General features: G+C 68.1%; 19 protein-coding genes and 2 pseudogenes. 11 read left to right on the top strand and 10 right to left on the bottom strand.

Annotation, left to right across the window (positions count from 1 at the left end; translation table 11 throughout):
* Nucleotides 1-141 precede the first annotated feature (141 nt).
* The 3 genes from ACIBI9_RS06275 to ACIBI9_RS06265 all read right to left on the bottom strand — a co-directional run bounded on the left by ACIBI9_RS06275 (nucleotide 142) and on the right by ACIBI9_RS06265 (nucleotide 4,661).
* Nucleotides 142-2,907, bottom strand: a complete 2,766-nt coding sequence (locus ACIBI9_RS06275; protein ID WP_397220878.1) for an AAA family ATPase — start codon at nucleotides 2,905-2,907, stop codon at nucleotides 142-144.
* A gap of 572 nt (nucleotides 2,908-3,479) precedes the next feature.
* On the bottom strand, nucleotides 3,480-4,148 hold the full coding sequence (locus ACIBI9_RS06270; RefSeq protein ID WP_397220877.1) for an alpha/beta hydrolase: 669 nt from the start codon (nucleotides 4,146-4,148) through the stop codon (nucleotides 3,480-3,482).
* A 249-nt stretch (nucleotides 4,149-4,397) separates the two neighbouring features.
* Nucleotides 4,398-4,661 (bottom strand): hypothetical protein, encoded by a 264-nt coding sequence (locus tag ACIBI9_RS06265; RefSeq protein WP_397220876.1) that lies wholly within the window; start codon nucleotides 4,659-4,661, stop codon nucleotides 4,398-4,400.
* 608 nt (nucleotides 4,662-5,269) lie between these two features.
* Here ACIBI9_RS06265 and ACIBI9_RS06260 point away from each other — a divergent pair.
* Nucleotides 5,270-5,665 carry an esterase/lipase family protein gene (locus ACIBI9_RS06260; RefSeq protein ID WP_397220875.1) on the top strand — a complete coding sequence of 132 codons (396 nt, stop codon included), beginning with the start codon at nucleotides 5,270-5,272 and terminating at the stop codon, nucleotides 5,663-5,665.
* A gap of 266 nt (nucleotides 5,666-5,931) precedes the next feature.
* Here ACIBI9_RS06260 and ACIBI9_RS06255 read toward each other — a convergent pair whose 3' ends face one another.
* Nucleotides 5,932-6,609: a TetR/AcrR family transcriptional regulator gene (locus ACIBI9_RS06255; protein ID WP_397220874.1), complete on the bottom strand. Its 678-nt coding sequence runs from the start codon at nucleotides 6,607-6,609 to the stop codon at nucleotides 5,932-5,934.
* A gap of 140 nt (nucleotides 6,610-6,749) precedes the next feature.
* Here ACIBI9_RS06255 and ACIBI9_RS06250 point away from each other — a divergent pair, with 140 nt between their 5' ends.
* The 3 genes from ACIBI9_RS06250 (at nucleotide 6,750) to ACIBI9_RS06240 (ending at nucleotide 8,684) form a co-directional block, all read left to right on the top strand.
* Entirely contained in the window at nucleotides 6,750-7,508 is a 759-nt protein-coding gene (locus tag ACIBI9_RS06250; RefSeq protein ID WP_397220873.1) for an SDR family NAD(P)-dependent oxidoreductase, read from the top strand.
* A 404-nt stretch (nucleotides 7,509-7,912) separates the two neighbouring features.
* Nucleotides 7,913-8,179, top strand: a complete 267-nt coding sequence (locus ACIBI9_RS06245) for a hypothetical protein (RefSeq protein ID WP_397220872.1) — start codon at nucleotides 7,913-7,915, stop codon at nucleotides 8,177-8,179.
* 55 nt (nucleotides 8,180-8,234) lie between these two features.
* Complete coding sequence (locus tag ACIBI9_RS06240; protein ID WP_397220871.1) at nucleotides 8,235-8,684, top strand: SDR family NAD(P)-dependent oxidoreductase; 450 nt, start codon at nucleotides 8,235-8,237, stop codon at nucleotides 8,682-8,684.
* A gap of 256 nt (nucleotides 8,685-8,940) precedes the next feature.
* Here ACIBI9_RS06240 and ACIBI9_RS06235 read toward each other — a convergent pair whose 3' ends face one another.
* Together ACIBI9_RS06235 and ACIBI9_RS06230 are read right to left on the bottom strand one after the other, a co-directional pair.
* On the bottom strand, nucleotides 8,941-10,398 hold the full coding sequence (locus ACIBI9_RS06235) for an FAD-binding oxidoreductase (protein ID WP_397220870.1): 1,458 nt from the start codon (nucleotides 10,396-10,398) through the stop codon (nucleotides 8,941-8,943).
* A 120-nt stretch (nucleotides 10,399-10,518) separates the two neighbouring features.
* Nucleotides 10,519-10,764 carry a peptide deformylase gene (locus tag ACIBI9_RS06230; RefSeq protein ID WP_397220869.1) on the bottom strand — a complete coding sequence of 82 codons (246 nt, stop codon included), beginning with the start codon at nucleotides 10,762-10,764 and terminating at the stop codon, nucleotides 10,519-10,521.
* Nucleotides 10,765-11,466: 702 nt separating this feature from the next.
* On the opposite strand from ACIBI9_RS06230, the gene ACIBI9_RS06225 reads away from it, so the two are divergent.
* From ACIBI9_RS06225 to ACIBI9_RS06205, 5 genes and pseudogenes are all read left to right on the top strand, one after another.
* A complete protein-coding gene (locus ACIBI9_RS06225) occupies nucleotides 11,467-11,769 on the top strand; it encodes a cytochrome P450 (RefSeq protein ID WP_397220868.1) in 303 nt (100 codons plus the stop codon).
* Nucleotides 11,770-11,843: 74 nt separating this feature from the next.
* A complete protein-coding gene (locus ACIBI9_RS06220) occupies nucleotides 11,844-12,308 on the top strand; it encodes a cupin domain-containing protein (RefSeq protein ID WP_397220867.1) in 465 nt (154 codons plus the stop codon).
* Nucleotides 12,309-12,402: 94 nt separating this feature from the next.
* The gene (ilvC, locus tag ACIBI9_RS06215) at nucleotides 12,403-13,389 is read left to right on the top strand and encodes a ketol-acid reductoisomerase (protein ID WP_397221809.1); all 987 of its coding nucleotides are present in this window, start codon (nucleotides 12,403-12,405) and stop codon (nucleotides 13,387-13,389) included.
* A gap of 450 nt (nucleotides 13,390-13,839) precedes the next feature.
* Nucleotides 13,840-13,995: pseudogene (locus tag ACIBI9_RS06210) on the top strand (alpha/beta fold hydrolase); the annotation flags it as partial.
* Nucleotides 13,996-14,193: 198 nt separating this feature from the next.
* The gene (locus tag ACIBI9_RS06205; RefSeq protein ID WP_397220866.1) at nucleotides 14,194-15,399 is read left to right on the top strand and encodes a cytochrome P450; all 1,206 of its coding nucleotides are present in this window, start codon (nucleotides 14,194-14,196) and stop codon (nucleotides 15,397-15,399) included.
* A 1,077-nt stretch (nucleotides 15,400-16,476) separates the two neighbouring features.
* On the opposite strand, the gene ACIBI9_RS06200 is transcribed toward ACIBI9_RS06205, so the two are convergent.
* Nucleotides 16,477-18,831 carry an ATP-binding protein gene (locus tag ACIBI9_RS06200; RefSeq protein WP_397220865.1) on the bottom strand — a complete coding sequence of 785 codons (2,355 nt, stop codon included), beginning with the start codon at nucleotides 18,829-18,831 and terminating at the stop codon, nucleotides 16,477-16,479.
* 268 nt (nucleotides 18,832-19,099) lie between these two features.
* Here ACIBI9_RS06200 and ACIBI9_RS06195 point away from each other — a divergent pair, with 268 nt between their 5' ends.
* Together ACIBI9_RS06195 and ACIBI9_RS06190 are read left to right on the top strand one after the other, a co-directional pair.
* A complete protein-coding gene (locus ACIBI9_RS06195) occupies nucleotides 19,100-19,306 on the top strand; it encodes a hypothetical protein (protein WP_397220864.1) in 207 nt (68 codons plus the stop codon).
* Nucleotides 19,307-19,333: 27 nt separating this feature from the next.
* Nucleotides 19,334-19,675, top strand: a pseudogene (locus ACIBI9_RS06190) (group II intron maturase-specific domain-containing protein); the annotation flags it as partial.
* A 245-nt stretch (nucleotides 19,676-19,920) separates the two neighbouring features.
* Here ACIBI9_RS06190 and ACIBI9_RS06185 read toward each other — a convergent pair.
* From ACIBI9_RS06185 to ACIBI9_RS06175, 3 genes are all read right to left on the bottom strand, one after another.
* The gene (locus ACIBI9_RS06185; RefSeq protein ID WP_397220863.1) at nucleotides 19,921-20,514 is read right to left on the bottom strand and encodes a thiopeptide-type bacteriocin biosynthesis protein; all 594 of its coding nucleotides are present in this window, start codon (nucleotides 20,512-20,514) and stop codon (nucleotides 19,921-19,923) included.
* 123 nt (nucleotides 20,515-20,637) lie between these two features.
* Nucleotides 20,638-21,663 carry a hypothetical protein gene (locus ACIBI9_RS06180; protein ID WP_397220862.1) on the bottom strand — a complete coding sequence of 342 codons (1,026 nt, stop codon included), beginning with the start codon at nucleotides 21,661-21,663 and terminating at the stop codon, nucleotides 20,638-20,640.
* A gap of 829 nt (nucleotides 21,664-22,492) precedes the next feature.
* A complete protein-coding gene (locus ACIBI9_RS06175) occupies nucleotides 22,493-23,632 on the bottom strand; it encodes a serine hydrolase domain-containing protein (protein ID WP_397220861.1) in 1,140 nt (379 codons plus the stop codon).
* Nucleotides 23,633-23,996: the final 364 nt, after the last annotated feature.

The raw sequence follows: 23,996 nt of genomic DNA, 5'->3' as shown, positions 1-23,996 counted from the left end.
GCGCTGAACTCATCGACGACACATGCCTGGGATCTCAAGCTGTTCCAGGCGGTGAGCGAGGAGTTCGGGCATGTCATCCTCGGCCCGCCTGGTGCCACACCCGCGAGCCTGGGTGCGAACTGGCAGGGGCGAGTCCCGGATCTAGCGGTCCGGCAGATCGCCGTTCTGTTTCAGGGCAGCGGCGAGTTGGCGGCGGGAGGTGATGCCGAGTTTTCCGAAGACATTGCGCAGATGCCACTCGACGGTGCGAGCGCTGAGGAACATCTGGGCGCCGATCTCCGGATTCGTGAGGCCGTCGGACGCGAGGCGGACGATCAACGTCTCCTGGGCCGTGAGGGTGCTCTCGCTCTCCACTGCGCTTTGCCGGACCCGTTCGCCGGTCGCCAGCAGTTCGCGGCGGGCGCGTTCGGCGAACGCCCTCATCCCCAGATCGGTGAACATCTCGTGAGCGGTCTTCAAGTGGTGCCGGGCATCCACACGGCGGTTGTCTCGACGAAGCCACTCGCCGTAGAGCAGGTGTGCCCGGCCCAGCTCGGGCCGCAGCGGGGTCCGGCCGAGCCGATCGATGGCCTCCAGATAGCGCTGCTCGGCGACGTCTCCGTTGCTGAGCAGCGCGCGCGAACGGGCTTCCAGGCCGAGCCCCACATCTGTGCCGCCGGCCGTCGTCGACTCCGCGAGTCGGGCGAGGGCCGCTTCGGCGGCCCCGACGTCCCCGGTGCGGGTGGCGGCTTCGACCAGTTCAGGCAGCGCCCACAGGGCGACGAACAGGTCGGAGGAGCTCTCGCTGGACGCGATGGCGGCGGCCAGTGCCTCGCCGTAGCGGCCGAGCCCGTTGTAGAGGACCGCTGCCACCCAGTTGGCGTACGTAACGCTCATGCCCTGGCCGGTCACCGCGACCTCGGCGATCATCGAGTGGATGAGCGGGACAGCCTTCTCCTCATCGCCGCGCAGACAGGCGAGCATCGTCGGGCCGAAGGCGGCTGCGGGTGCTCCGGTCGCCTCGCAGACCGTCTCGGCCTCGGCGAACATGGCCGCGGACGCCGCGAATTCGCCCGACCAGGCGGTCACGGTTCCCAGCGTGGCCAGCACGATGGGCAGCAGGTCGAACGCGCCCACCGCTCTCAGCACCTTGAGCTCCCGTTCGAGGAGGAAGCGCCAGTTGGTGAAGTCCCAGCTGCCGACTGCGGCGGCGTGCGCGAACCAGCCCCAGCGCAGTACCTCGTCCGGGGTGAGGGAGGCGTCGACGATCGCGCTGACCGCTCTCCGCATGACCGGTGCCGCGGCGGCCGGGCCCTCCACGATCACCTGCGCCAACGCGTCGAGGACGAGTTCGGCCTCATCCGGGTGCGCCGACACCGGCAGCCTGCGGGCGGCTTGAGACACGTCCGCCAGGCTTCCGCCGATCGCGAGGTCACCCGCGAACATCGCGGCCATCCACGCGTTGAGGTAGGTCTCGCGAGCCAGGTCGAGGTCGAGCGGTTCGAGTCGCTTGGCCGCCTTCAGCAGCAGCGGCGGGCCATCGCTGCCCAGCCCGGAGGCGAAGGCGACATTCCCACGCAGCAGGTCCGCGCGGGCGCTCTGCAGTTCTGTCAGCGGTTCCGCCCGCACGATCGCGAGCAGTTCGAGGACGCGGTCGTAGGAGCCGGCCTGCAGGTTGGCGTGAGCGGCGGCGAGCATATGGTCGGCCCGGCGCGCCGGGTCGACGGTCAGGGCAGCGGCCTGCTCCAGGAACGCCGCCGCCGCGTTGGGTCCGCCGCGGGCTTGAGCCCTGCTCGCGGAGCGCTCGAGGTCGGCTGCGGCCTCTTCGTCCGGCCCGTCCGTCGACTGCGCCCGATGCCATGCCCGGCGATCCGGATCGTCGATCGGATCGGTCGACTCGGCCAGCGCTCGATGCACAGCGCGCCGCTGCTCGGCCGTCGCCGACCGGTAGGCGGCCCTTCGGAGCAGCGGATGCCGGAAGCTGATCCGATGCCCGAAATCGGCGAGTCCCGACTCCGTCGCGGGCCGGGCCGCCAAGTGAGAAATCCCGAGGAGGCCGGCGGCCCGCCAGATCAGCTTCGCGTCGCCCGAGGGCTCGGCCGAAGCCAGGCAGATCAGCAGTCTGGTGTCGCCGGGCAGCGCATCCAACTGGCGGGCGAAACTCTCCTCGATCCGTCCCGACAGCGGAGCCGTTCCCGGAAATCCGAACCCGCCGGCCAGTTCCTCGCGGGACATCGTCCGCGGCAGCTCCAACAATGCCAGCGGATTGCCCCGCGTCTCGGCCACGATCTGATCCCGTACTCGCGTGTCGAGCGGCCCCGTCAGCGCGGCGGTGAGCAGTTCGTGCGCGTGCTGATCGGCCAGCCCGTCGAGGCGTAGCTCGCGAACGCCGGCCACCTCGTCGGTCCGAGTTCGCGCCCCGAACACGATGCCGATCGGGTCGGCCCCAAGCCTTCGCGCGACGAAGCCGAGTGCCTGCGCCGACGCCCGGTCCAGCCAATGCAGATCATCTACCACGCAGAGCAGCGGCCGCTCCCTGGAGACCTCCGACAGCAGGCTGAGGACGGCCATCCCTACCAGGAACCGTGCCGGAGGCGGACCCTCCGCCAACCCGAACGCGGTCCGCAAAGCCAGCTGCTGTGGCTTGGGCAGCACCTCGACCCGCTCCAGCATCGGGCTGCACAGCTGGTGCAGCCCGGCGAAGGCCAACTCCATCTCCGACTGCATGCCCGACACCCGCAGCACCCTGAACCCGTGCGCCCTGGCGGCCATATCGTCGAGCAGTGCGGTCTTGCCGAGCCCAGCGTCCCCGCTCAGGACAAGGGCTCGTCCCGTACCCTCGCGAACGGCCTTGAGAAACCCGATGAGCGCTTCCCGCTCACTGATCCGGTTGACCAACTCGGCGGGCGCGCCTTCGAGGCTCGGCATCACCAACACATCCTTTCACCAGCGCGGATAATGCCACGAGCACAAAGGCCTCGGCAATTTCTCACTGGTGGCAGGGAGTGGCCTCGCATGGTGAGACCGTTCGCAGTCCGGAAGCTTCGACGGTCGCACAGCACTCGCGCCCTCAGGGTATATAGGTGCCGACTCTTGTTTCACGGGGTTTGACCTGAGGTTATGCTGTGCTCGATGGCTGGGCTCCGACGCCGCCTGTGGCCGCGATCAGGTACAGGAGATGGGGCGTGGTGATCTCTACCTCGATCCGGCCCGTCGGCAGCCGGATCACGTCGGAATTGTCAGTGGGAGCTCGAACTCCGCGTGACGGTGTCCACCGTGAAGAATTACAAGCCGGCGTGCTCGCAGCATGGGCACGAAGGAAATCACGCCAACGGTCATCGCCCTGTCGCGGAGCCGGACGCAAGCGCGCCCGTTTCAGGGCTCGGCGGATCGTCGCACCGCTGACTCCGTGACCCAGGTGCCGCAGTACGAGGATCTCTGTCTTCTTGGACACGTCGCTACGAGCCGGCAACGTCAGCGAGACGGCCTTCCGGAAGGGTTCAGGTCGACCGTACGATCTCGTCGATGAGGGTGGCCAGCCGGCGTGGCTGGGACAGGAACGGCGAATGACCGCCAGGGAGCCGGCGGGTCTCGGCCGCTTGGGCTGCCATCTGCTCCTGCAGTGCGAGAGGGATGGCCTTGTCCTGCTCCGTGATGATGTAAGTGGACGGGATGCTCCGCCAGGCGGCTACGTCGACCTTCTCCGCGAACGATCGGATGGTCTGGTTGACCAGCTTGCTCACCGCCTGCTCGGCCTCTTCATCGGGCAGATCGCCGTAGAGCGAGACACGCGGTTCGTCGCTGCGCGGGAACAGGCCGCTTGTGTCTTCGGGGTCGGGGAGGCCGTGGATGGCGTACATCGACTGTCCTTTGTCCGGCATGTAGGCGGCCAGGTAGATCAACCGAACAACATTGCTCGCTCGGGCGGCGGCCTCGGTGATCGGAATGCCCCCGTAGGAATGCCCGAGAAGCATGACCGGTCCTGCGATCGACGCCAGCTCCGCAGCCAGTACGGCGGCATCGTCATGCATGCCTGCGGTGGGATGTTCGCCGGCGCTCGGGAGCCCCGGCGTGCGCGTGCCATAGCCGAGAGCGTGCAACTCGGCCTCGAGCCGGGCCCAACTGCTCGGCTGGTGCCAGGCGCCGTGCACAAGCATCACAGTAGTCATGAATGGTGCTCCAAGCTTCTCGTGCGATATATCGGACATGGTGACGCTCCTGTGCCTGTCGACCCCCCGGGGGGCGCCCGACGGCCGTCGGCGAACTCGTACTCGTGATCGGTGCGGCGCGGACTTGGCCTCCGGGGTTTCTCTCGACAGCGGCCCGGCCACGCTGATGACGGCCGCCTTGTCGGATGCGTGCCGAGGTGGAGGCGATCGGCGAGCTCGGCTGGGACGTGCCGGTGACGACGCCTCGGTTCAGTGGTCCGCTGTCGCTGTGAGCGCGTAGGCCCAGAGACGGTCCGCGGCGGCCGGGTCCACCGACCAGGCGGCGACGCCTGCGGCCGCGCCCGGACCGCCCCGCACCACCTCGGCCTGCTGGTTCTCCGAGGAGAAGAATCGGCCCGTCACGCCGTCCAGCAGCGGGGAACCGGCGAGCAGCACCGAGCCGAGATCGCTCAGGTCCAAGGCTCGCTGGCCGCCGGTGGGGTTGCGGGTCGCGACGGTGACCTCGGCTCCCACGCCCCGCAGCGCCTTTACGTCTCCAGGCCGATCCCGGAGGCACCGCCGATGTCGATGATCCGCCGCCCGGTGAGGATCTCGTAGGCGGTTATAGTTGCGTGATCGTCCAGCAAGCCGATCCGGCACGACCAGCCGCCTGTCCGTCAGGCTGGTGGCCGGCGGTGAGCGGGCGCGCGAACTGCTGCTCGACGTGCTGCCGCCAGTGATTCGCCGCGGCGCTGATCGCCGTCAGGCACGCCGGCCGCCAGGAGGGCCAGAAGTCTTTCATGATTCCCATCGCTGAGGTAGGGGTCTGCTGAGCAGTGCCCCACTATCGTCCGCCCGGCGGGCACGGCACATCAGTCACGTGACGGCGAGAGGTGACAGTGCCGTCCGCTACGACCGGCCGTGGATCGCGGGCTCCGGCGGGTGGCCGGAGCGGCGCGGTCCGGCCTCGCCGGCGCGTTCTGGCACGGGCTCATGAGTCGAATGGCTAAACGCTTCCCGGCGCGGACCGCCGGTGGGCTCTCCGGCCTGTCGCGGCTGACCGTCATATGACGGATGTGACGGATGCCCTCGCGTTCGAGAGTGAAAGCGGCACCTCTCGAACCTGTGGAAAGGGAAGCCTCATGGTCAGCATCAAGCGGCCGCTCTTGTCAGGAGTAGCGGCGGGTCTCGCGTTCGGCGTCCTCGCCGTCGCCGCGCCCGCGAACGCCGCCACGACCGGCAAGCCGGCCGTCGTGCTGGAGCACGGCGCGTTCGCCGACGCCTCCAGCTGGAACGGAGTGATCGAGGAGCTGCGCAAGGACGGTTACCCCGTCGTCGCCGCGGCCAACCCGCTGCGCGGACCGGCCGAGGACGCGGCCGCTCCGCGCAGCGTGCTCGACCATGTCGAGGGTCCCACGATCCTGGTCGGGCACTCCTACGGCGGCTCGGTCATGAGCGTGGCCGGCGCGAACGACCCCAGGTCAAGGCGCTGGTGTACGTGGCCGCCTTCCTGCCCGCCCCAGGTGAGACCGCCCTGAAGCTGACGAACAAGTACCCCGGCTCGACGCTGCCCGACGCCCTCGACCCCACCCCGTTCACCCTGCCCAGCGGCGGCAAGGGAGCCGACCTCTACATCAAGGCGGACAAGCTGAGCTGGGACGTCATCACGATCCTGGACCTCAACATCCCGGCCAACGTCCAGCGCTTCGTGATGAAGGAGCGTCCTCCTGCCCTCGCCCAAGGTCGATCTGAACGCCGGGGATGGCGGGCCGTGCGATCGAGAAGAAGTGCCGGGTCGGCCCTCTCAGGGTGTGGCGGCGCGGGTCAGGGTGCCGGCGATCAAGGCGGACAGCATGTCCTGCAAGGTAGGAGCAAAGTCCATTCGCAGCGCCGCCAGGGATGGATCGGCCTCGTAGGCGTCGAGCATGGCCGCGGACGGGCGCGCATGGGTCCAGACTGCGGCGGCGACCATGATGGCCTGAGCGCACCAGGTCTGGGCGCGGTCGCCCAGTTCGGGCAGGTGGTGTCGCATCAGGCGGGCCATGGCGTCGACGTTCCCGATGGCCGTCCTCTTCCAGTGGCCGGCCAGGTCGGCGGAAAGATTGCGCTCCAGCACGCCGGCTTGCGCGCTGAGGAGGTCGCACAGCACCTGGCGTTCCTCCAGTGATCGGGTGAGGACTGCGGCCAGTTGGTCGCCGCGCTCTCCCGTGGGGCCGCCTTCGCTGACCTCGGCGGCCAGGCGGTCGGGCAGGTCGTCGATCCACTGTTTCCATGCGCGGTCCAGCAGTTCCAGCAGGATGGCTTCGCGCGATTCGAAGTAGCGCAGGACGTTGGACTTGGCCAGGCCGACGCGTCTGCTCAGCTCGTTGAGGCTGACCTCGGCGACTGGCATCTCATTCAGCATCGCAGCCGTGGTGTCGAGGATCGCTCGCCTGCGGGCCTCACGCTGCTCTTCGCTGCGAGCCCGTTGGAAGGTGGACATGCCTCCATCTTACAGACCCTCGGTCTTTTGACATCAGACCGGCGGTACGTTAACTTCATCGCAAGAGCCCGCCGGTCTGTTAGCGGCCGAGGGAAGCGCACAACACGTGCGATCAACGATCACTCAAAGGAGAACCCATCATGAACAGCGACAAGAAGATTGCCGTCATCACCGGCGGCGCCACCGGCATCGGCAAGGAGACCGCGAAGCTGCTGATCGCCGACGGCGTGCACGTCGTCCTGAGCGGGCGACGCGAGGACGTCGGCAAGCAGGCAGTCGTGGAGCTGACCAAGGACGGCGGCAGCGCGTCGTTCGTGGTGGCGGACATGGACTCGCCGCAGAGCATCACCGCCCTGTTCGACTCCGTCCTGTCCGAGTACGGCCGCCTGGACTACGCGGTCAACAACGCCGGCCTGGCCCACGAGACGGCAGCGATCGCCGACGCGGACCCGGTGAAGTTCCAGGAGATGCTGTCGACGAACGTGATGGGCCTGTTCCTGTGCCTGCAGCGCGAGATCAAGGAGATGCTCGCCGGCGGCCGCGGGGGCGCCATCGTCAACCTCGCCTCCATCGCGGGCCTCAACGGCATCCCGTACAGCGGCCCGTACGCGGCCACCAAGCACGCGGTCGTCGGGCTGACCAAGACCGCGGGCCTCGAATACTCCTCCCAAGGCGTGCGCGTGAACGCGGTGGCCCCCGGCGCGATCAAGACCGACATCATCGCGCGAGCCATCACGCTCGGCCAGTACGACGAGGAGACCATCATCGCGATGCACCCGATCGGGCGCATGGGCCAGCCGCAGGAGATCGCCGAGGGCATCCACTGGCTCCTGTCCGACAAGGCGTCGTTCGTGGCCGGCGCGATCCTGAACATCGACGGCGGCTTCCAGGCGAAGTGACCCACGCGCACACGGCCCGCATGCCGACACACCACGCCATGCGGGCCAGCGCCGGGCCCGCCACGGGTCTGTACAGCCATCGGCCCAACCACCGATCACGGAAACAGCACCTGACGAGCGACCACGGCCTCGATCGGCGCCCGCCGATCGAGGCCCAAACGCTCACGTATCGCCCTCTCCGCTCGCCGAGCCCCGCTCGATGACCGCGTCAGACGGGAGCATCGTTCCGCTCACTCCCGCGGCACCCCGGACCTCCTCCAGCCGCTCGAGGCGCGGTCACAACTCACGAGCAAGTGCGGTCAGTTCCCGCGAACAAAACCACCCGGACCGTGGCCGGCGTCATCGAGAACGCCGCCCGCGCCACCCGCTAGAACGCGTGCTCGATCATCCTCGGCGACGGTGTCTTGGACTCCGCGCCCGGCTCGGCGGAGGGGCTGCGCCTGATCGTGGAGGACATCGAGCAGGCCCTTAAGGAGCTGGCCGGCCGGGGCGTCGAGGTCACGGAGCCGTTCCACGACGCCACCGGCGCCTTCCACCACGCCGGCGGCCGCGAGCGGGTCTCCGGCGCGCATCCGCAGCGGGCCAGTCACGGGTCCTTCGCCGCGTTCTCCGACCCTGACGGCAACGACTGGATCCTGCAGGAGATCACTGTACGGGGGCTGGGCCGCTGACCTCACCCATTCAAGGAACGCCTCAACGGAGGAGACATCAATGACCAGGACATAGTTGATCACTGAAGCATCGCGCGGCCTCGGACGCCGACTCACCGACGCTGTCCTCGAAGCGGGCGAGCAGGTAGTCGCCACCGCGCGCCGTCCCGAGCAGCTCGACCACCTGGTGGCCCGCTACGGCGAGCGGATCAGGGCCGTCGCGCTGGACGTCACCGACGCCGCGGCCGTCCGCGCCGCGCGGGAGGCCACCGGCGCCTTCGGCCTCCTCGACGTGGTCGTCAACAACGCCGGCTACGGCAACAGCGCGCAGATCGAGACCGACCTCTTCGGCGTCGTGAACGTCACGCGCGCCGCGCTGCCCGTCCTGCGCGCGCAGCAGTCGGGGATCTTCGTGCAGTTCTCCTCCATCGGCGGGCGCGTGGGCCGGCACGCCGGGGTTGGGCGCGTACCAGACGGCGAAGTTCGGGGTCGAGGGCTTCTCCGAGGTGCTGGCCACACCCGATAGCCTTGGGCGGCCGGCGCCGGGACTGTCGGCGCCGGGCCGCTCGCCGGAGAAGCCGAGCACGCGTGCTCAGGTGCCGGTGACGGCAGCAGCGGAGCGAATGACTGACATGCCTGCGCGAGGGGAGCGGCAACGCTTCGGGTCGTGTTCTCGTTGGAGCCCGACTGCTGCCCCCTCTCTGCTCTGGCCGTCCGGCGCGAAAACTTTCTCGACCAGGAACGGCCGGCAGAGGTGGAAGCACTCCTCGCAAGAGGCTCGGTCAGACTTCGGGACAGATGTTGTGGTTGAGCCGGAACAGATTGAACGGATCAACACGCTGCTTCAGCGAGGCCAATCGGCGGTAGACCTCTGGCGTATAGCCCTGCTCCGTCGTGTCGGCGTCGGACATGAAACTGAGAAGCGTGTAGCCGGTGCACCATGGCCGTAGTCGTTCGATGGCCATTGTCTGGGCGGATTCGATCGCGTTGGCGTCGATCGACCCTCCGATGTTGGCGATGAAGAGCGTGAACGCGGCGTCCCGGTACGAGATCGCGTTCGGCACGCCAGGCTGACGGGCGAATGCTCCGCCCAGGTGCCGGATCTCCAGCAGGTCCGGAGGAGCCGTCGTTTCTTCGGTGACGGCAACCAGCGCGTCGACGGTCTCGGGGGTGAGCTCGCGCAGGAGCCCGGCGCGCTCGAGGACGGCGGTCGGATCTACCGGGTCGGAGTGGATGGAGGCGCAGTCGGCGTACGGCATCTCCCGCACCGTGTCCATGATCGGTGTCGTGACGGTGCGCAGCGGCTCGACCAATGCGGCGGCGTTCTCCGAGGGGTCTGTGCAAGAGATACGGATGCTGACCACCTGCTTGCCGCGTAGCGGCTCCGGCAGGGTCGGAGCGTCCGGCATCCGCAACAGCGCGGCGGAGGACGACATGCTGTCCGGGACGGTCTTCACCCATTCACGGTAGGCGTCGAGCACGGCAGTGGCGCTCTTGCCGGGGAAGAAGATGGAGCCCCCGTACAGGGTGGTGATCGGGAAGAGCTCGATCTCGACAGCGGTGACGATACCGAAGTTCCCCTTCCCGCCGCGCAGGCCGAAGAACAACTCAGGGTCGCTGACCGCGGTGACGGTGCGTAGCTTTCCGTCGGCAGTGACCACCTCGATACTGTTGACGTGGTCGGCGGCGTATCCGTAGGCCCTGCCGAGCGTGGGGCTGTGCCCGCCGGCCAGCACGAAGCCGACGACTCCCACGCTGGGGCTGGCCCCGTTCAACGGCGCGAGCCCGAACTTGGTTATCTCGGCCACGGCCTCGCCCCAGGTCACTCCAGCCTCGATCCGGGCGGTCCGTGCCTCGGCCTCGACCGTGATTCCGCGCATGGCCCGGGTGCTGACCAGCACCGCGTCCGGCCCGATCGGCACCGGCTGCATCGCGTGCCCGGTGGCCATGGCGGCGATCGGCGCGCCCTTGGCCGCTGCCAAGCGCACCGCGGGCTGCACATCCCGCGCCGACGCCGCGGCGATGACCACGCCCGGCCGGACGTCGATCCTCAGATTGTAGGTACGGGTCTCGTCCGAATATCCGTCATCCTCCGGCAGCAGAGCCCGGCCCTGAAGAGTGACGGGCAGTTCTCCCCGCTCGAAATGCGGGAGCCCGGCCGGCGGCTGCCCCCATCCTGATTCGCCGAGTTTCTGGCTGGTTTCCTCTCGTGCCTCATGGCGGGAGCTGTGGATGTACATAGAACTGGCTCCAAATTTGTTGCGCAAAGGCGCTGAGCGTGCAATTCATGGCTTTCGCGACTGTTCCCACCGCCGCGGGCGGCCCGCCCTCGTTCCCCGGCCGAGAGCAGGTGAGGCCGATCATTGCGGGCTGACCTTGATCTGCGGCGGGGTGGCCTCGTCGTACCATCCCGCCGAGCGGATCGCCCCCACCCTGCGCCTCCGGGCATCCACCCGGTCGAGGAAGAGCACCCCATCCAGGTGGTCGGTCTCCTGCTGCACGCAGCGGGCAAGCCGGCCGCTTCCGAAGATCTGGACGGGGTCACCATGTGAGCTGTAGCCCTTGGCGACGACGTTCATCCGGCGTTCGGCGTCGGAGTCGATCACCGGCTGGGCCGACTCGCGCAGGACGGGCCGTCGAACAGGTGGATGGGCTGAATGGTCACAGGGCCGGGAAACCTCACGGGAAAACGCTAGCCAGCAACCACATGGGAGTTGCATACAAGTTGATGTCGCAGCGAGATCCTCATATGCGGGCGGTCGCGGTCGCCCGCCTGCAGGTTCACCGTTCTCGGCCCGCCCGGCCTCGATTGCGCCGGCGCGCGGATGGATCTCGGTACGCCGCAACATGATGTTGCTCGCGAGGACGGGTACGGCGCTGGCGGGGGTCCCGGGCGAGGCCGCCGAACGCGAGCGGTTCCGGCTGGAACGGCTGAAGCTGATCGCCGGCGCCTGGATCTCCTCTTCATCCGTGGATCCGCAGGTGCCGGCAAGTCGACGCTGTCACACAAGCTCGCGGGAGACGCCTCTGCCACGCAACGGCGGGTATGGCACCTCCACGGGCCGGCGATCACCAGAGCGCGGACACCTGGAGCGGTTCGCGGAGCCGTTCTCCGGCGTCTCCGGCGCGGTTTTCCTCATCGACTCCTTCGAGGAACTGGGCGACGGGCCACGCTCTCTCACCGTCCATGAGGAATATGCGCAGCGTATAACGCCTCCCAGCAAGCTACTGGGGTCTACGAAAAGGACACGCTTGATCGGCTCCCCTCCTCATGCCGGCGGGAGCCGGAGCAGTTATGGGGAGTCAATGTGACCATCAAAGCGGGAGAGAGCGTCGTCGTCGCCCTGCAGGCCGCCAACCGCGACCCGGCCCACTTCCCCGAGCCCGACCAGCTCGACCTCACCCGTCTGGGTGCCGTCCACACGGCCTTCGGCCACGGTGTGCGCCACTGCGTGGGCGCGCCGCTCGCCCGCGTCGAGGCCCGCATCGCCATGGGCGCGCTCCTCGACCGGTTCCCCGGCCTGCGGCTCGACGCCGATCCCGGCACCCTGACCCGGAACACCTCCATGATCATGAACGGGCTCTCCGCGCTGCCCGTACGCCTGCGCTGAATCCTCACAGACCACTCCGGACGGTCCCGGCAGGACCGACTACCAGCCACACAGAACTTCACGGCAGAACAGTGATGCCAAAAATCAAGGAAAGGCAAGAGTACGTGCGTAAGTTGCTTCTTCGAGGGTTGACCGCAGGCGTGATCGCCGGTGGTTCTCTCATCGCAAGCCCCGCCTCCGCGACCCCGGGCGGCTCGGGAGTCACCGGCGTGGTGATCTCGCAAAGCACTCTGAACGGCATGGACTACATCGTCCGGCGGATCACTCTGCCCCCGGGGCAGAGTACTGGCTGGCACTACCACCAGCACGCCATCTTCGGCGTCGTCCAGAACGGCACGCTGAGCCACTTCGACTCCTCGTGCAAGTCGGATGGTGTCTACAAGAAGGGCAGCACCATCACCGAGCCGGGCGGCTCGAAATACGTGCACATTGGTCGCAATCTCGGCAAGAAGCCCGTTGTTCTCGATGTCGTCTACATCATGCCCCACGGCACGTCCCTTTCCACCGATGCCCCCAACCCTGGATGTGACTTCCAGTAGGGCCGGCTCGGCTGTCACCAGCCGCGTCCATTGATGACCGGCCCTCAGGAGGGCTGGACCGTGCCGCCTGAAAGGTTTTGAGCAAGTGACCGAGATTTACTACGACGACCAGGCCGACCTGTCGATCATTCAGGGACGCCACGTGGCCGTGCTGGGGTACGGCAGCCAGGGCCACGCCCACGCGCTCTCCCTGCGTGACTCCGGCGTGGACGTGCGCGTCGGCCTGCCCGAGGGCTCCAAGAGCCGGGAGAAGGCCGAGAACGACGGCCTGCGCGTGCTCACCCCGGCCGAGGCGGTCGAGGAGGCCAACCTCACGATGATCCTCGCGCCGGACCACATCCAGCGCCACCTGTACGCCGAGCACGTCGCCCCCAACCTCGTCGAGGGCGACGCGCTGTTCTTCGGCCACGGCCTGAACATCCGCTACGGCCTCATCGAGGCCCCCGAGGGCGTCGACGTGTGCATGGTCGCCCCCAAGGGCCCCGGCCACCTCGTGCGGCGGCAGTTCGAGGCCGGTCGCGGCGTACCCGTGCTCGTGGCCGTCGAGAAGGACGCCTCGGGCAAGGCGCTCGACCTCGCCCTCTCCTACGCCAAGGGCATCGGCGGCACCCGCGCCGGCGCGCTGCGCACCACCTTCACCGAGGAGACCGAGACCGACCTGTTCGGTGAGCAGGCCGTACTGGCCGGCGGCATCTCCGAGCTCATCAAGGCGGGCTTCGAGACCCTGATCGAGGCCGGCTACCAGCCCGAGGTCGCCTACTTCGAGTGCCTGCACGAGATGAAGCTCATCGTCGACCTCATGTACGAGGGCGGCATCTCGAAGATGTACTGGTCGGTCTCCGACACGGCCGAGTACGGCGGCTACACCCGCGGCCCGCGCGTCATCACCGACGAGACCCGTCAGGAGATGCGCCGCATCCTGGGCGAGATCCAGGACGGGTCGTTCGCCCGCGAGCTGGTCGAGGAGTTCGACAGCGGCCAGAAGGAGTTCCAGCGCTACCGTGACGAGCTGGCCGAGAACCCTGTCGAGAAGACCGGTGCCACGCTCCGCCCGATGATGAGCTGGCTCAAGGCCGGATGAGCACGTGGGGGCCAGGAACCGCCCCGCGCTCTCAGGGCCGGCATCGGCCGCCACATCGCCGGACCCAGCGCCGGACCGCGTCACCCTCGCTCGGCCTCCTCAGGGTTGCGGATCTTGGGTCCGGTCCAGCTAGAGGTGTCCTCGATGCCGCCGGGATCGGATGGTCCGGCAGCGCGGGCCAAACGTGCCAAGCAGCCGCAGAAGCGTTCGCCTGGGCCGCGTGGTGGGCAGAGCGGGCATGAAGGACACGCGCCGGCCTGGCGTAACGACCCGGATCGGGTTACCGGGTGATCGTCCGCCGGCCATCAATGATCCAGATCGCCGATCGTGTGCCGGTCCTGGACGACGGTCGCATCATTGTCGCGCTGACATCGCCTCAATGCCGGATATGCGGCGCGTATAGGCGGCCCTTCTATCCTGACCGGGTGGCATGCGAAAACGGGGGAGAACGTGGTGAACAAGGAGACGCTGGTGCTCGTGCACGGCGCCTGGCACGGACCGTCGTGCTGGGATCGGCTCGTACCCAAGCTGGAAGAACGCGGCTGGCGCACGTCCACGGTGGACCTGCCGAGCACGTCGGGGGAGGCGGAGGCGGCCGTCGCGCGGCTCAGGCCACAGAGCGCGCGTAGCAGCTCACGATGGCCGAGGTGGTCAGGCACCTGCCGGGGAGCCATTCTCCGTTCCTGTCGCGGCCGGGCGAGCTGGCCGGCCTCATCGACGAGGTGACAGACGACCTGCCCGCCCGACGGTAGCGGAGATCGTACGGAGGTCTCGGCGGGCGCCCGCCGAGCTGGAGAGAGGCGAATGTTGCAGTACGGCGAATCGGTCACGGACCCGGCACTCAACCTCGACCGGGCCTTCTTCCAGGACCCGCATCCGACCTACCGGAGCGTGCGCGAGGCGGGGCCGGTGCGGCCCGCGCTCGCGCACCGGCGGCTCAGGGTCTGGCTGGTCACCAGGTACGCCGAGGCCAGGGAGCTGCTCAACGACCCCAGGCTGGCCAAGGACAGCGCCAGGGCGGTCGAGCTGTTCCCACCGGGGACGGCGGGGCCGTACGCCTCGTCGTTGTCGGCCCACATGCTCAACTCCGACCCGCCCGACCACACGCGCCTGCGCAAACTGGTGAACAAGGCGTTCACCGCCAGGACGGTGTCACGGCTGCGCCCGCGCATCGAGCAGATCACCGACGGCCTGCTCGACGGCATGGCGGGGGCGGGCGAGAGCGACCTCATGGAGTCGTTCGCCTTCCCCCTGCCGATCGCCGTCATCTGCGAGCTGCTCGGCATCCCGGCCGCGGACCACGACGAGTTCAGGACCTGGACCGCCCCCTTCGTGGCGGCCTCGTCGGCCGAGGAGATGCGCGCGGCCCATGCGTGGATGCTGGCCTACCTGACGGGCCTCGTCGTCGCCAAGCGGGCCGCGCCCGGCGAGGACCTGCTATCGGAGCTCGTGCACGCCTCCGACGAGGGCGACCGGCTGACAGCGGACGAAGTGGTGTCCATGGCGTTCCTGCTCCTCGTGGCGGGTCACGAGACCACGGTGAACCTGATCGCCAACAGCGTGCTCGCCCTGATCGGCAACCCGAACCAGCAGGCCGCGCTGCGGGCCGACCCCTCCCTGCTGCCGGGCGCGGTGGAGGAGTTCCTGCGCTACGACGGGCCGATCAACATCGCGACCCTGCGCTTCACCACCGAGCCGATCCGCGTCGGCGACGTCGAGATCCCCGCAAACGAGTTCGTCTTCATCTCCCTGCTGGCCGCCAACCGCGACCCGGACCGCTACCCCGATCCCGACCGGCTCGACCTCACCAGGCAGAGCGGCGGCCACCTGGCGTTCGGCCACGGCATCCACTACTGCGTGGGCGCGCCGCTGGCCAGGCTGGAGGCGCAGATCGCCATCGGGAAGCTGCTCGACCGCTTCTCCGGCATCGAGCTGGGCTCGCCGGTCCTGCAGTGGCGCACCAGCACCCTCATCCGGGGGCTGCACACCCTGCCCGTCCGGGTCCGCTGACGCGCCGTAGCGTCCTGCTTCGGCCGGACAGGATGTCCATGCCCAGGTAGAACTCGCAGTCGGCCGGCACCTCCCCCTGCTCCGTCCTCCTGCGACGGCACCAGGCCGCTCACGATGACCTCGTCCTTCCTCGCCTCAACCAGCCGCATTCTCGGCGTGCACCCGGACTCGGCCAGACGCTGCATGTCACCCATTCCTGGAAAGGGCCCATCGGGGATGACATAGGTGGTCGCGAACTCCGCCACGTGCGGCTGATCGCACGGAACGACCGTCATCGGGAAGTTGTCAGGCACGGGGTCGATGCAGTCGCCCGGCCTCAGTTCGGTGGCGTCATACTGGTACGCGCCAGAGGGAAGGCCGACCTCGGTGGGCACGGAGACAGGGACGGGTTTCGCCGCGAGAAACGCCGCCCCGGAGATCACACCTGAAACCGCTGATAAGCGCGACAGCATGCGGTAGATCGTCCCTTTCGCAGGTCACTGTGTGTCCCCGGAGCAGCACAGGTGATCTTTCGTGTCGTCTGCCGAGGGGCGCTGGAACGGGGAAGCGCACGATGATCGCTCCACCAGCAAGCCGAATCAAAGAGGGCGGGTAAACATCCGTCCGGGCCCACGGCTGCGTCGAAGGCGCCGTCGAGCGCCTGCGCCGCCACGTCGATCACAGGCACCTGCTCGACGGGCAGCATGTCGCGACGTCGCCCGTCGCGCCTCTGATGCCAGGAGGAGAGCGGTCTGATACCGCCGATGGGCGTGCCCGCCCACGGTGCGGAGTTGAGGGTGGCTGAGTTGCCGAGGCCGCTGACATTGAGGCTCTGGGTCGTCCCGCCGGAGCGGTCGCGGCGCGGCGGTGCGCGGACGCGGACGAGGACGACAGGGCCGTCACGCTGCCCTTCGACCGCGAGGGCCGGCGTGGGACGCAGCTCGTGAACACGGCGGCGCGCTGCCGAAGACGTCGGCAGAGGGTGACCAGGACGGCAAGCAGCACAGGCCGAGGAGCGTGCCGGCCAGATCGTGTCGGAGCGCTGTTCGCCGCCTGCAATGCCGACACGAAAGCCCCCGCGAATCGCAAACGCGTCTGCTACGGGCTAGATCCGCCCTCTGCCCGCATCCACGCTGCTATCTGCGCGCGTGAGGTGAACCCGAGCTTGGTCAATATGTGCGCGACGTGTGCTTCAGCGGTGCGTTGAGCGATGACCAGGCGGGCGGCTATGTCCTTGTTGCTCAGGCCTTTCGCCACGAGTTCGGCCACCTGCCTTTCCCGGGAGGTCAGTATGGAGGAAGCAGGGGGAATCGCTCGCGCAGTCTGTTCGGACAGCGGACGTGTGCCGAGAGCATGGGCGATGGCGTCGTGGAAATCGAGATTCAGGCCGCGCTGGAAGGCTGTCTCGTACCCGTTGTCGCCGAGGGATACGCGCAGGCCGGCCGTGCACCGGTCGTGCGCGACCGCGAAGGGCTGGAAGCCGGAGAGTGACACTCCTATCAATCGCCGGAGGTTCTCCGCGACACCGAGCAGGAAGGCCGCGCGTTCGGCGGCGCGGCAGTCGGCGGCCGTGACCCAGGCCAGCGCTTCCAGAACCCAGGCCGGCCCCCACCGGTCGTCCAGGGCATGCTGCCGTGACAGGGCGTCCTGGAAGAGGCTCGTGGCTTGCTGGAGGTCCCCCGCTTGCCACCGTTCGAGACCCACGACCCATGACCCCCACGACAGGGCCCATTCCGCGCCTGCCGCTTCCGCGGTCTTCCGGCAGCTCTCGGCGAAAGCGCGGGCGCGTGGATCTTCGAGGAAGGTCGCGGCGAAGGAGAGGTAGACAGAGGTCAGGAAGGCGTTGTTTCGATCGCTGCGGTGGGCGGGACCGTCGTGGTGTTCACCGTAACGATCGAGCGCCCCCTTCAACAGCGGGACCGCGGCCGCCAGATCTCCTTGGAGGAACGCGGCCAGCCCGGAAAGACACATGGTGAGCGCATCCGCGTGCCCGTCTCCGACCACGCGGGCGTGGTCGCGACACTCGGCCAGCAATGGCAGCGCCGCGGCCGCATCGCCCTGCAAGAGCGCGATCGTGGCATACACCGCGAGGGCGTCGAACCTGTCCGGGCTCGGCTCATCCTCCTGCTGGAGCGCCTGGTCAAGCCAGTGGCGGGCCTCGCTGTGCGCCCCGTAGAAGACCCAGTATTCGTACAGGTCGGCGCACATGCGCAGAGCGGCCCGCGCTTGGCCGGGGACGGTGAGACAGAAATCCAGAGCGACTCGGATGTTGGCCAACTCCAGGCGAATTCTGCTGAGCCACTCGGCCTGGTGCGGGCTGAACCAGGCCGCCTCGGCCTCCTCGACCAGTTGCCGGAAACAGTCACGGTGACGACGGCGAAGTTCGGCTTCCGTACCGGACTCGACGAGCCGTTCATACCCGTACTGGCGAACGGTCTCCAGCAGCCGGTACCGCGTATGGGCATTGTGGCTTTCGCGGGCCACTATCGATTTGTCGATCAGCGCGGCGAGGAGGTCGAACACCTCGTCCGCGGCGACCTGGTCGCCGGCGCAGATCCGCTCGACCGCGTCCAGGTCGAACCCGCTGGCGAACACCGACAGGCGTGCCCACAGAGCCTGTTCCTGACGCGAGCACAGATCGAAGCTCCAGTCCATGGCGGCGCGCAGCGTCTGGTGACGGGGCAAAGCCGTACGGAAACCTCGGGTCAGCAGGCGGTAGCGGTTGTCCAGCCGTTCGAGGATCTGCTCGGGAGACAGCGCCGCAATCCACACCGCGGCCAGCTGGATCGCCAGCGGTATGCCTTCGAGGCGTTGGCACAGCCGCACCACCGTCGCGCTGTTTGCGGCACTGAGCGTGAAGCCCGGCACGGCCAGTTGCGCGCGCTCGACGAACAGCCTGACGGAATCGTACGTGGTCGCCTCGCGGACGGTGCCACGGCAGCCGGGTTCGGGCACCGACAGCGGCGGCACCGCGAGCAGCGTTTCGCCTGCCGTGCCGAGAGGCTCGCGACTGGTGGCCAGAATGCGCACCTCCCCGGTGGTGGAAAGGAGCAGGCTCGCCAGGTGTGCGCAGGCGTCCAGGAGATGCTCGCAGTTGTCCAGAACCAGCAGCAGTCGCTTGACACGCAGATAGTTCGCCAGCGTTTCCGCCGACGGCCTGGCCGACTGGTCACACAACCCCAGGCTCACAGCCACCGTCCGTGCCAGCAGGGTGGAGTCTTGGAGGGGGGCGAGCTCCACCAGCCACGTCCCGTCGGGGAATGCGCGCCGCGCCTCTGCGGCGACCCGCAACCCCAGTCTGGTCTTGCCCACGCCGCCGGGCCCGGTCAGCGTGAGCAGGCGGGTGTCCGACAGCAACTGCCTGGCCTCGGACAGTTCTCTCCTGCGGCCGACGATCTCCATCGCGTCAGCAGGAAGGTTGCCCTTCACCTGCGACGACGCTTGCGGCACCACCCCTTCATGATAGAAGCCCGCCGTCCGGCGAACCCTGCGGCCGTTGGATCAGGAGGCCGCCGGGCACGAGGAGGTCTCACTCGCGGGTGTGGTGGCTGTCACGCCGATGGGTCCGCTCGTCGCTGCTTTCGCCGTGGCCGGTGCTGCACAGGTTGTTCTCCTCTCCGCTGGCCGTCCCGGCCGAACGATCCGCGCCACCGACTACCAGCGCACCAGGCGCAGACGCTAGATCACGGATGTTCTGGTCCGGCTCGGCCTGCGCTTGGCAGTGGACAAGACCCGCGTGGTCCACATCGACGACGGATTCGGCTTCCTCGGCCAGCACATCCGCCGCCAGTGGAAACGTGGCACGACCAAGCTCGTCGTCCCTACCAGGCCGTCCGCGAAAGCCGTCCAGGCGATCAAGGACCGGATCTCGGAACGGGCCTACAGACACACCCTCAACCAGAGCCTGGGCACCCTGCTGAGGGACTGAACCGGATGCTGGCCGGGGTGGGCGAACTGCTTCCGCCCTGGCGTGTCCAAGAAGACCTTCGCCGCGATCGACCACCACGCGTGGCACCGGATCGCCCGATGGCTCCTTCGTAAACACCGCATTCCCCGCAGTCAGCTGTGGAGATTCTGCGACCAGGGCTGGAGATTCGCCGAAGGATCGACAGCCTTCCGCGGCACATCCAGCGTCACGGTCGTCCGCGACCGATACCGGGGAGCGGCCATTCCCACTCCGTGGACCATTCAGGGGAACAGACCGGTGGCAACACCGACACCGCGCCCTGGGCCGACCGCAGGATCCGGTGCATCGTGGAGACGGACGCCAGGTAGGTGTCCTCATCCAGCAGGGTGAATGAGGTCGCGGTCGGGGCGGGCCATCGGTGAACGATCGTTGAGCACGGCGCGTACGCGCTCACGTTCGGCCTGCGACAGCGCGGCCGGGTGCGGCTTGCGCGCCATGACCGGGCGGACCGGAGCCGGGCTTTGGCGGTTCTTGCGGTACCAGGTGGCCTGCGGAACCTCAGCCGCCTTGCGCCGCCCGAGCCGCAGGGTGAGCTCGATGATCGCCTCGTCCTGGGCGATCGCCTCAGTAGACGGTTACGACTCTACGAATGTGGAGTGACGACGGCTCGGAAGCCGTCGCTGAACCTCCAGTAGCCACAGCGCTCCCACTTGCTCATCGGCCGGCATTATGCCGCGTCTGTTCAGATGCATATGGGTCAGGCTGCGGACTATGCCGATATTGTCGGCTAAATCTGAGAGGGAGTCTGCCGTGCGGGTTTCATACAACCCTCGAATTTGCGCGAGCCAGGGCGCTTGCCCCTCCATCAGCAAGTTCATGAGCTCCTTGCGGGCCTCATGCGCACGTCGTCGTGACACCTTCCGAGCGGGCGGCCCCGCGCTCATGCGGGTCAGCACCTCAGTGACGACTTCGGCAGGAGCGCGCAAAGAGTCGAGATAGAGATGGGTCAAGGCGGCCGCCAGCAAGGCCCTGTCTTGTTGCGTCTGCCGGAGTGGCCTGAGGCAGGCAAGTGCGGATCTGCTGTCTTCGCAGAAGGAGCGTTCGCAGGCTTCCAGGCCTTCAGCACTCCCATATCGGCGGATCTCCGGGCGGTAGGGCTCAATGGAGAAGGTGGTCACGAGGTCCCTGCCGGCCAGTATCCGAAGCACCTGACTCATTTCGATGAACACTGGGCACACCGGCGGCGCCCTACTTCGGCCATTGCCCGACGGGGCGATGCGCTACTACTCAGACCCTTCTGTCGGCCCAGCCAGGAACGGTGACCTGATCCTGCCGTTCGGAGTCTTCCGCGGCTACCGGGTATCGGTGAGGCGGAGGACACCGAGCATGTCGGAGTAGCGCGGATCGCTGCCCGAAGGGTAGAAGGATGCCTCGGCGCCCACCCAGCCGTGGAAGCCGCCGTCGTCGTCGACGATCTGCAGCAGCGGCTTGACGTGGGAGTTGCCGGTGTAGCAGAACTCGCCGCGCTCCCTGGCCAGGCACGTGCACCAGTGCCAGAGCGTGTCGCGCCGGTCGTCGCTGGAGACCTTGACCAGGTAGTACTGGATCGAGCTGTCATTGGTGGCGGTGCCGCCGCCGTAGTTGGGGCAGCCGCCGCCGGCCTGGCACGCGCTCGCCGACGACGGCTGGGCGTAGGTCAGGCACCAGGTCGTCGTCGTGCACGTGCGATAGGCCGTGTTGGTGAACACCTGCCCGGTCGAGGTGGTCACGCTCCCCTTCGTCCAGGACGCGAGATCCTGCTTGAGCGTCCCGGGGAAGGCTTGCACGGTGCTCATCGCCCGGCGCGTGGACAGCGCCGCGTTGCTCCCGTAGCCGTAGGCGTGGGTGGCGAAGGTGTTGTACTTGCTTTCCAGCCGGACGAGCGTGCCGTTGCTGTTGGGCCGCAGGTACCACTGTTCGGACCAGGCCTGGGCGAAGTTCCACGTGATGTTCAGGACGTCGCCGGCGACGCTGAAGGTCCCGGTGCGCGACTCGGACGGGGAGCCCATGAACCCGCCCGCCGTCAGCACCTCGCAGTGGCGAGCGCGGGTGTGGCCGACGGCGCCGCTGACGGTCGAGCAGCTGTCGAGGTCGGGTGTGGTGCCAGTGCCCTCGCGGGCGGCAGGCGCGGTCTGCCGCCACAGGTACGTGCGCGCCGTGACGGTGCCGTCGGTCGCGAACTGGTATGTGCCCAGACGCACCCAGTTGTCCCGGACGTCGGCGCGCAGCCGGCCCAGGGTGACGACGTAGTTGGCCTTGCCGCCGGGGAGGTCGGTGGCGTAGGCAGGGGCTGGGAGCAGCGGTAACAGCAGCAGGATGATGGCAAGGAATCGCATCATGGGCTCCAGATTTCGGCCAAGTCCGAAATTCTCTCTTACGGCAGAGAATAGCCCATTCTTGACTTCCGGCCATGACCCTATTTCAAGCCTCCTGCCGATAACGTCATCGGCGCGGTCATGCGGCTTGCTCGCTCCTCCTTGGCTCTCGAAGGCGGCCGATCGCGGCAGAATGATCACTTGTGTTCCTTCGCCTGGCCCGCCCGATCGTGACGAACGTGCTTTGCCGCGCTGTGGTTGCCGCCCATGGGGGATAGGGACAACGTCTTCGGTGAACGGGCCGCCAAGGTGCTGGCCCGCTACCCGCTGGACAAGTACGGCGAACCTGGTACGAGCCGTGCGGGCCTCGCCATGCAGTCCGTCATGACCGATCACCTCTGGGCGAGTCCGGCAACCGAGACCAACCGCTTGCTCGCCGCCCGCGTACCGACATACGCCTACGAGCTCGTGCTGGCTGCGCATCGTCCAGTTATCCGCCTACGCTCCCGAGCCGAACCCCGTCGAGGGCGTCCGGTCCCTACTTCGCCGGGCCCTGGCCGACTTCGCCGCCGCCGACCGGCCTGGACTCGTCCGGATCGTCAAACGGACGCTGAAGAAGACCCAGTACCGGCCTCATCTGCTCACCAGCTGCCTGACCCAGACCGGGCTCGTGGTCACCGTTCTTCAGCCGCCACCGCTGGGACGGTCGCGGTGTCGCCGCCAGGCTGGATCGTGCGCGGGTGCGTGTTCTGTACGAAGAAGTCCCACTGGCCCTGCAACCGCTCGCCCGCACGCGTAGTCGTCCAGAATGGCTGCGAGCGCGTGCGCCGCGTCGTACCCATGATCAGCACGTCTAGCAGAGAGCGTGGTCGATCAGGGAGGTCGAGGCCTTGATCTGGGGAAGCGGGTCCTGATCAGGGCGGAGTGCGCTGGAGTACGCCACGGAGGCGACGCGGCGGCCGTCGGCCGTGACGGCGTTGTCACTGATGGCGTTCCAACCGCCCCCGCCGTGGAACCAGACCCACCCACCGCACGGCAGCCGCCGCTTCATGATCCCCAGACCGTACCCGGCATCGCGCCAGAACGCCTGGAACGGAGTGGCCGGCACGGTCTTCGTCATCTCCGCCAGCTCGGCCGGGCGCAGCAACCTGCCCCCGAGCAGCGCCCTGAAGAACCGGTTGACGTCGTCCGGCGTGCTGACCAGCGAATGATCGGATCCGCCCGGGAAATACGTCGTCACGTCCACCATCGGCCCATCCGCCGTGAACCGCTTGTACGTCGTCATACGCGGCTGCGGCAGGAACGGCGACGTACCCGGCGCGTAGGTGTGCCGCAAGCCCAGCGGCTCGATCACGCGCTCCAGGAGCTGCTGCTGCCAGGGGGTGCCAGTCACCTTCTCGATGATCATACCCACCAGGATGTAGTTGGTGTTGGAGTACGCCCAGCCCTTGCCCGGCTCGAACGCCGGCTTGTGCCGCATGGCCATCGCCACGAACTCTTCGGGCTGGTAGACGCGGAACCGCTCGCGCCGGAATCCTGCCTCGCTGGTCACTCGCTCCAGCGGGACGTCATCGGCATACTCGGGCAGGCCGCTGGTCTGCCCGAGCAACTGCCGCACCGTGATCTTCGCCCCGTCGTTGCCGTTGCCCTCCACCAGTCCGGGCAGCCATCGCTCGACGGTGTCGTCCAGCCGCAGCTTGCCCTCACCCACGAGCTGCAGGGCGATCGCCGCCACGAACGTCTTGGTGGTGCTGCCGATCCGATAGTAAGCGTTCCACGGGACGGGCTCGCCGGTCTTCAGGTCGGCCACGCCGCTGCGAGCGGCCGAGGTACCACTAGGGGTTGTGGCCGCGGCCAGGACGCCGGTGGCCCCGGTGTCCTTGAGCGCGTCGGCGTCGCGCTGAAGCTGCTTGGGCTGGTCGGCGGCCCAGGCCGGGGTCGCAATGGCGATGCTGGTAAGGGCCGCTGCGGTGACGAGACGCTTGATGTTCATGATCCCCAGCCTTCCGCCGACGGGCGGGTTCCGCCATGAGGGATCCCCCGGTCTGATCCCTGTCCCACCCTCGGCCGAACCAGGGGTCGAGCGCATCAAAGTTCGCTTCCCGAAATCACCACAGCTTCGGCAGATGCCCATTTCCGATCAGGACATCAGCGAGCAGGAGCGCACCTACGCATCGCAGCCGCAAGGAAGCGCCGACCGCGTGCGGCTCACGCCCTCCAGTGTGAGCAGCGGGACGAACAGCCACGCCTACCACCGTCCGACGAACCTCGCCAGGCCCCTGCCCGCCTGCGCCCGCCGCGTCGACCACAGTACGATCTCGGGCTCTACCGACGACCAGGCCCGCGACCGACACCGG

This window comes from Nonomuraea sp. NPDC050451 (genome assembly GCF_044458585.1).
This window is presented reverse-complemented; position numbering and strand designations above follow the sequence as displayed.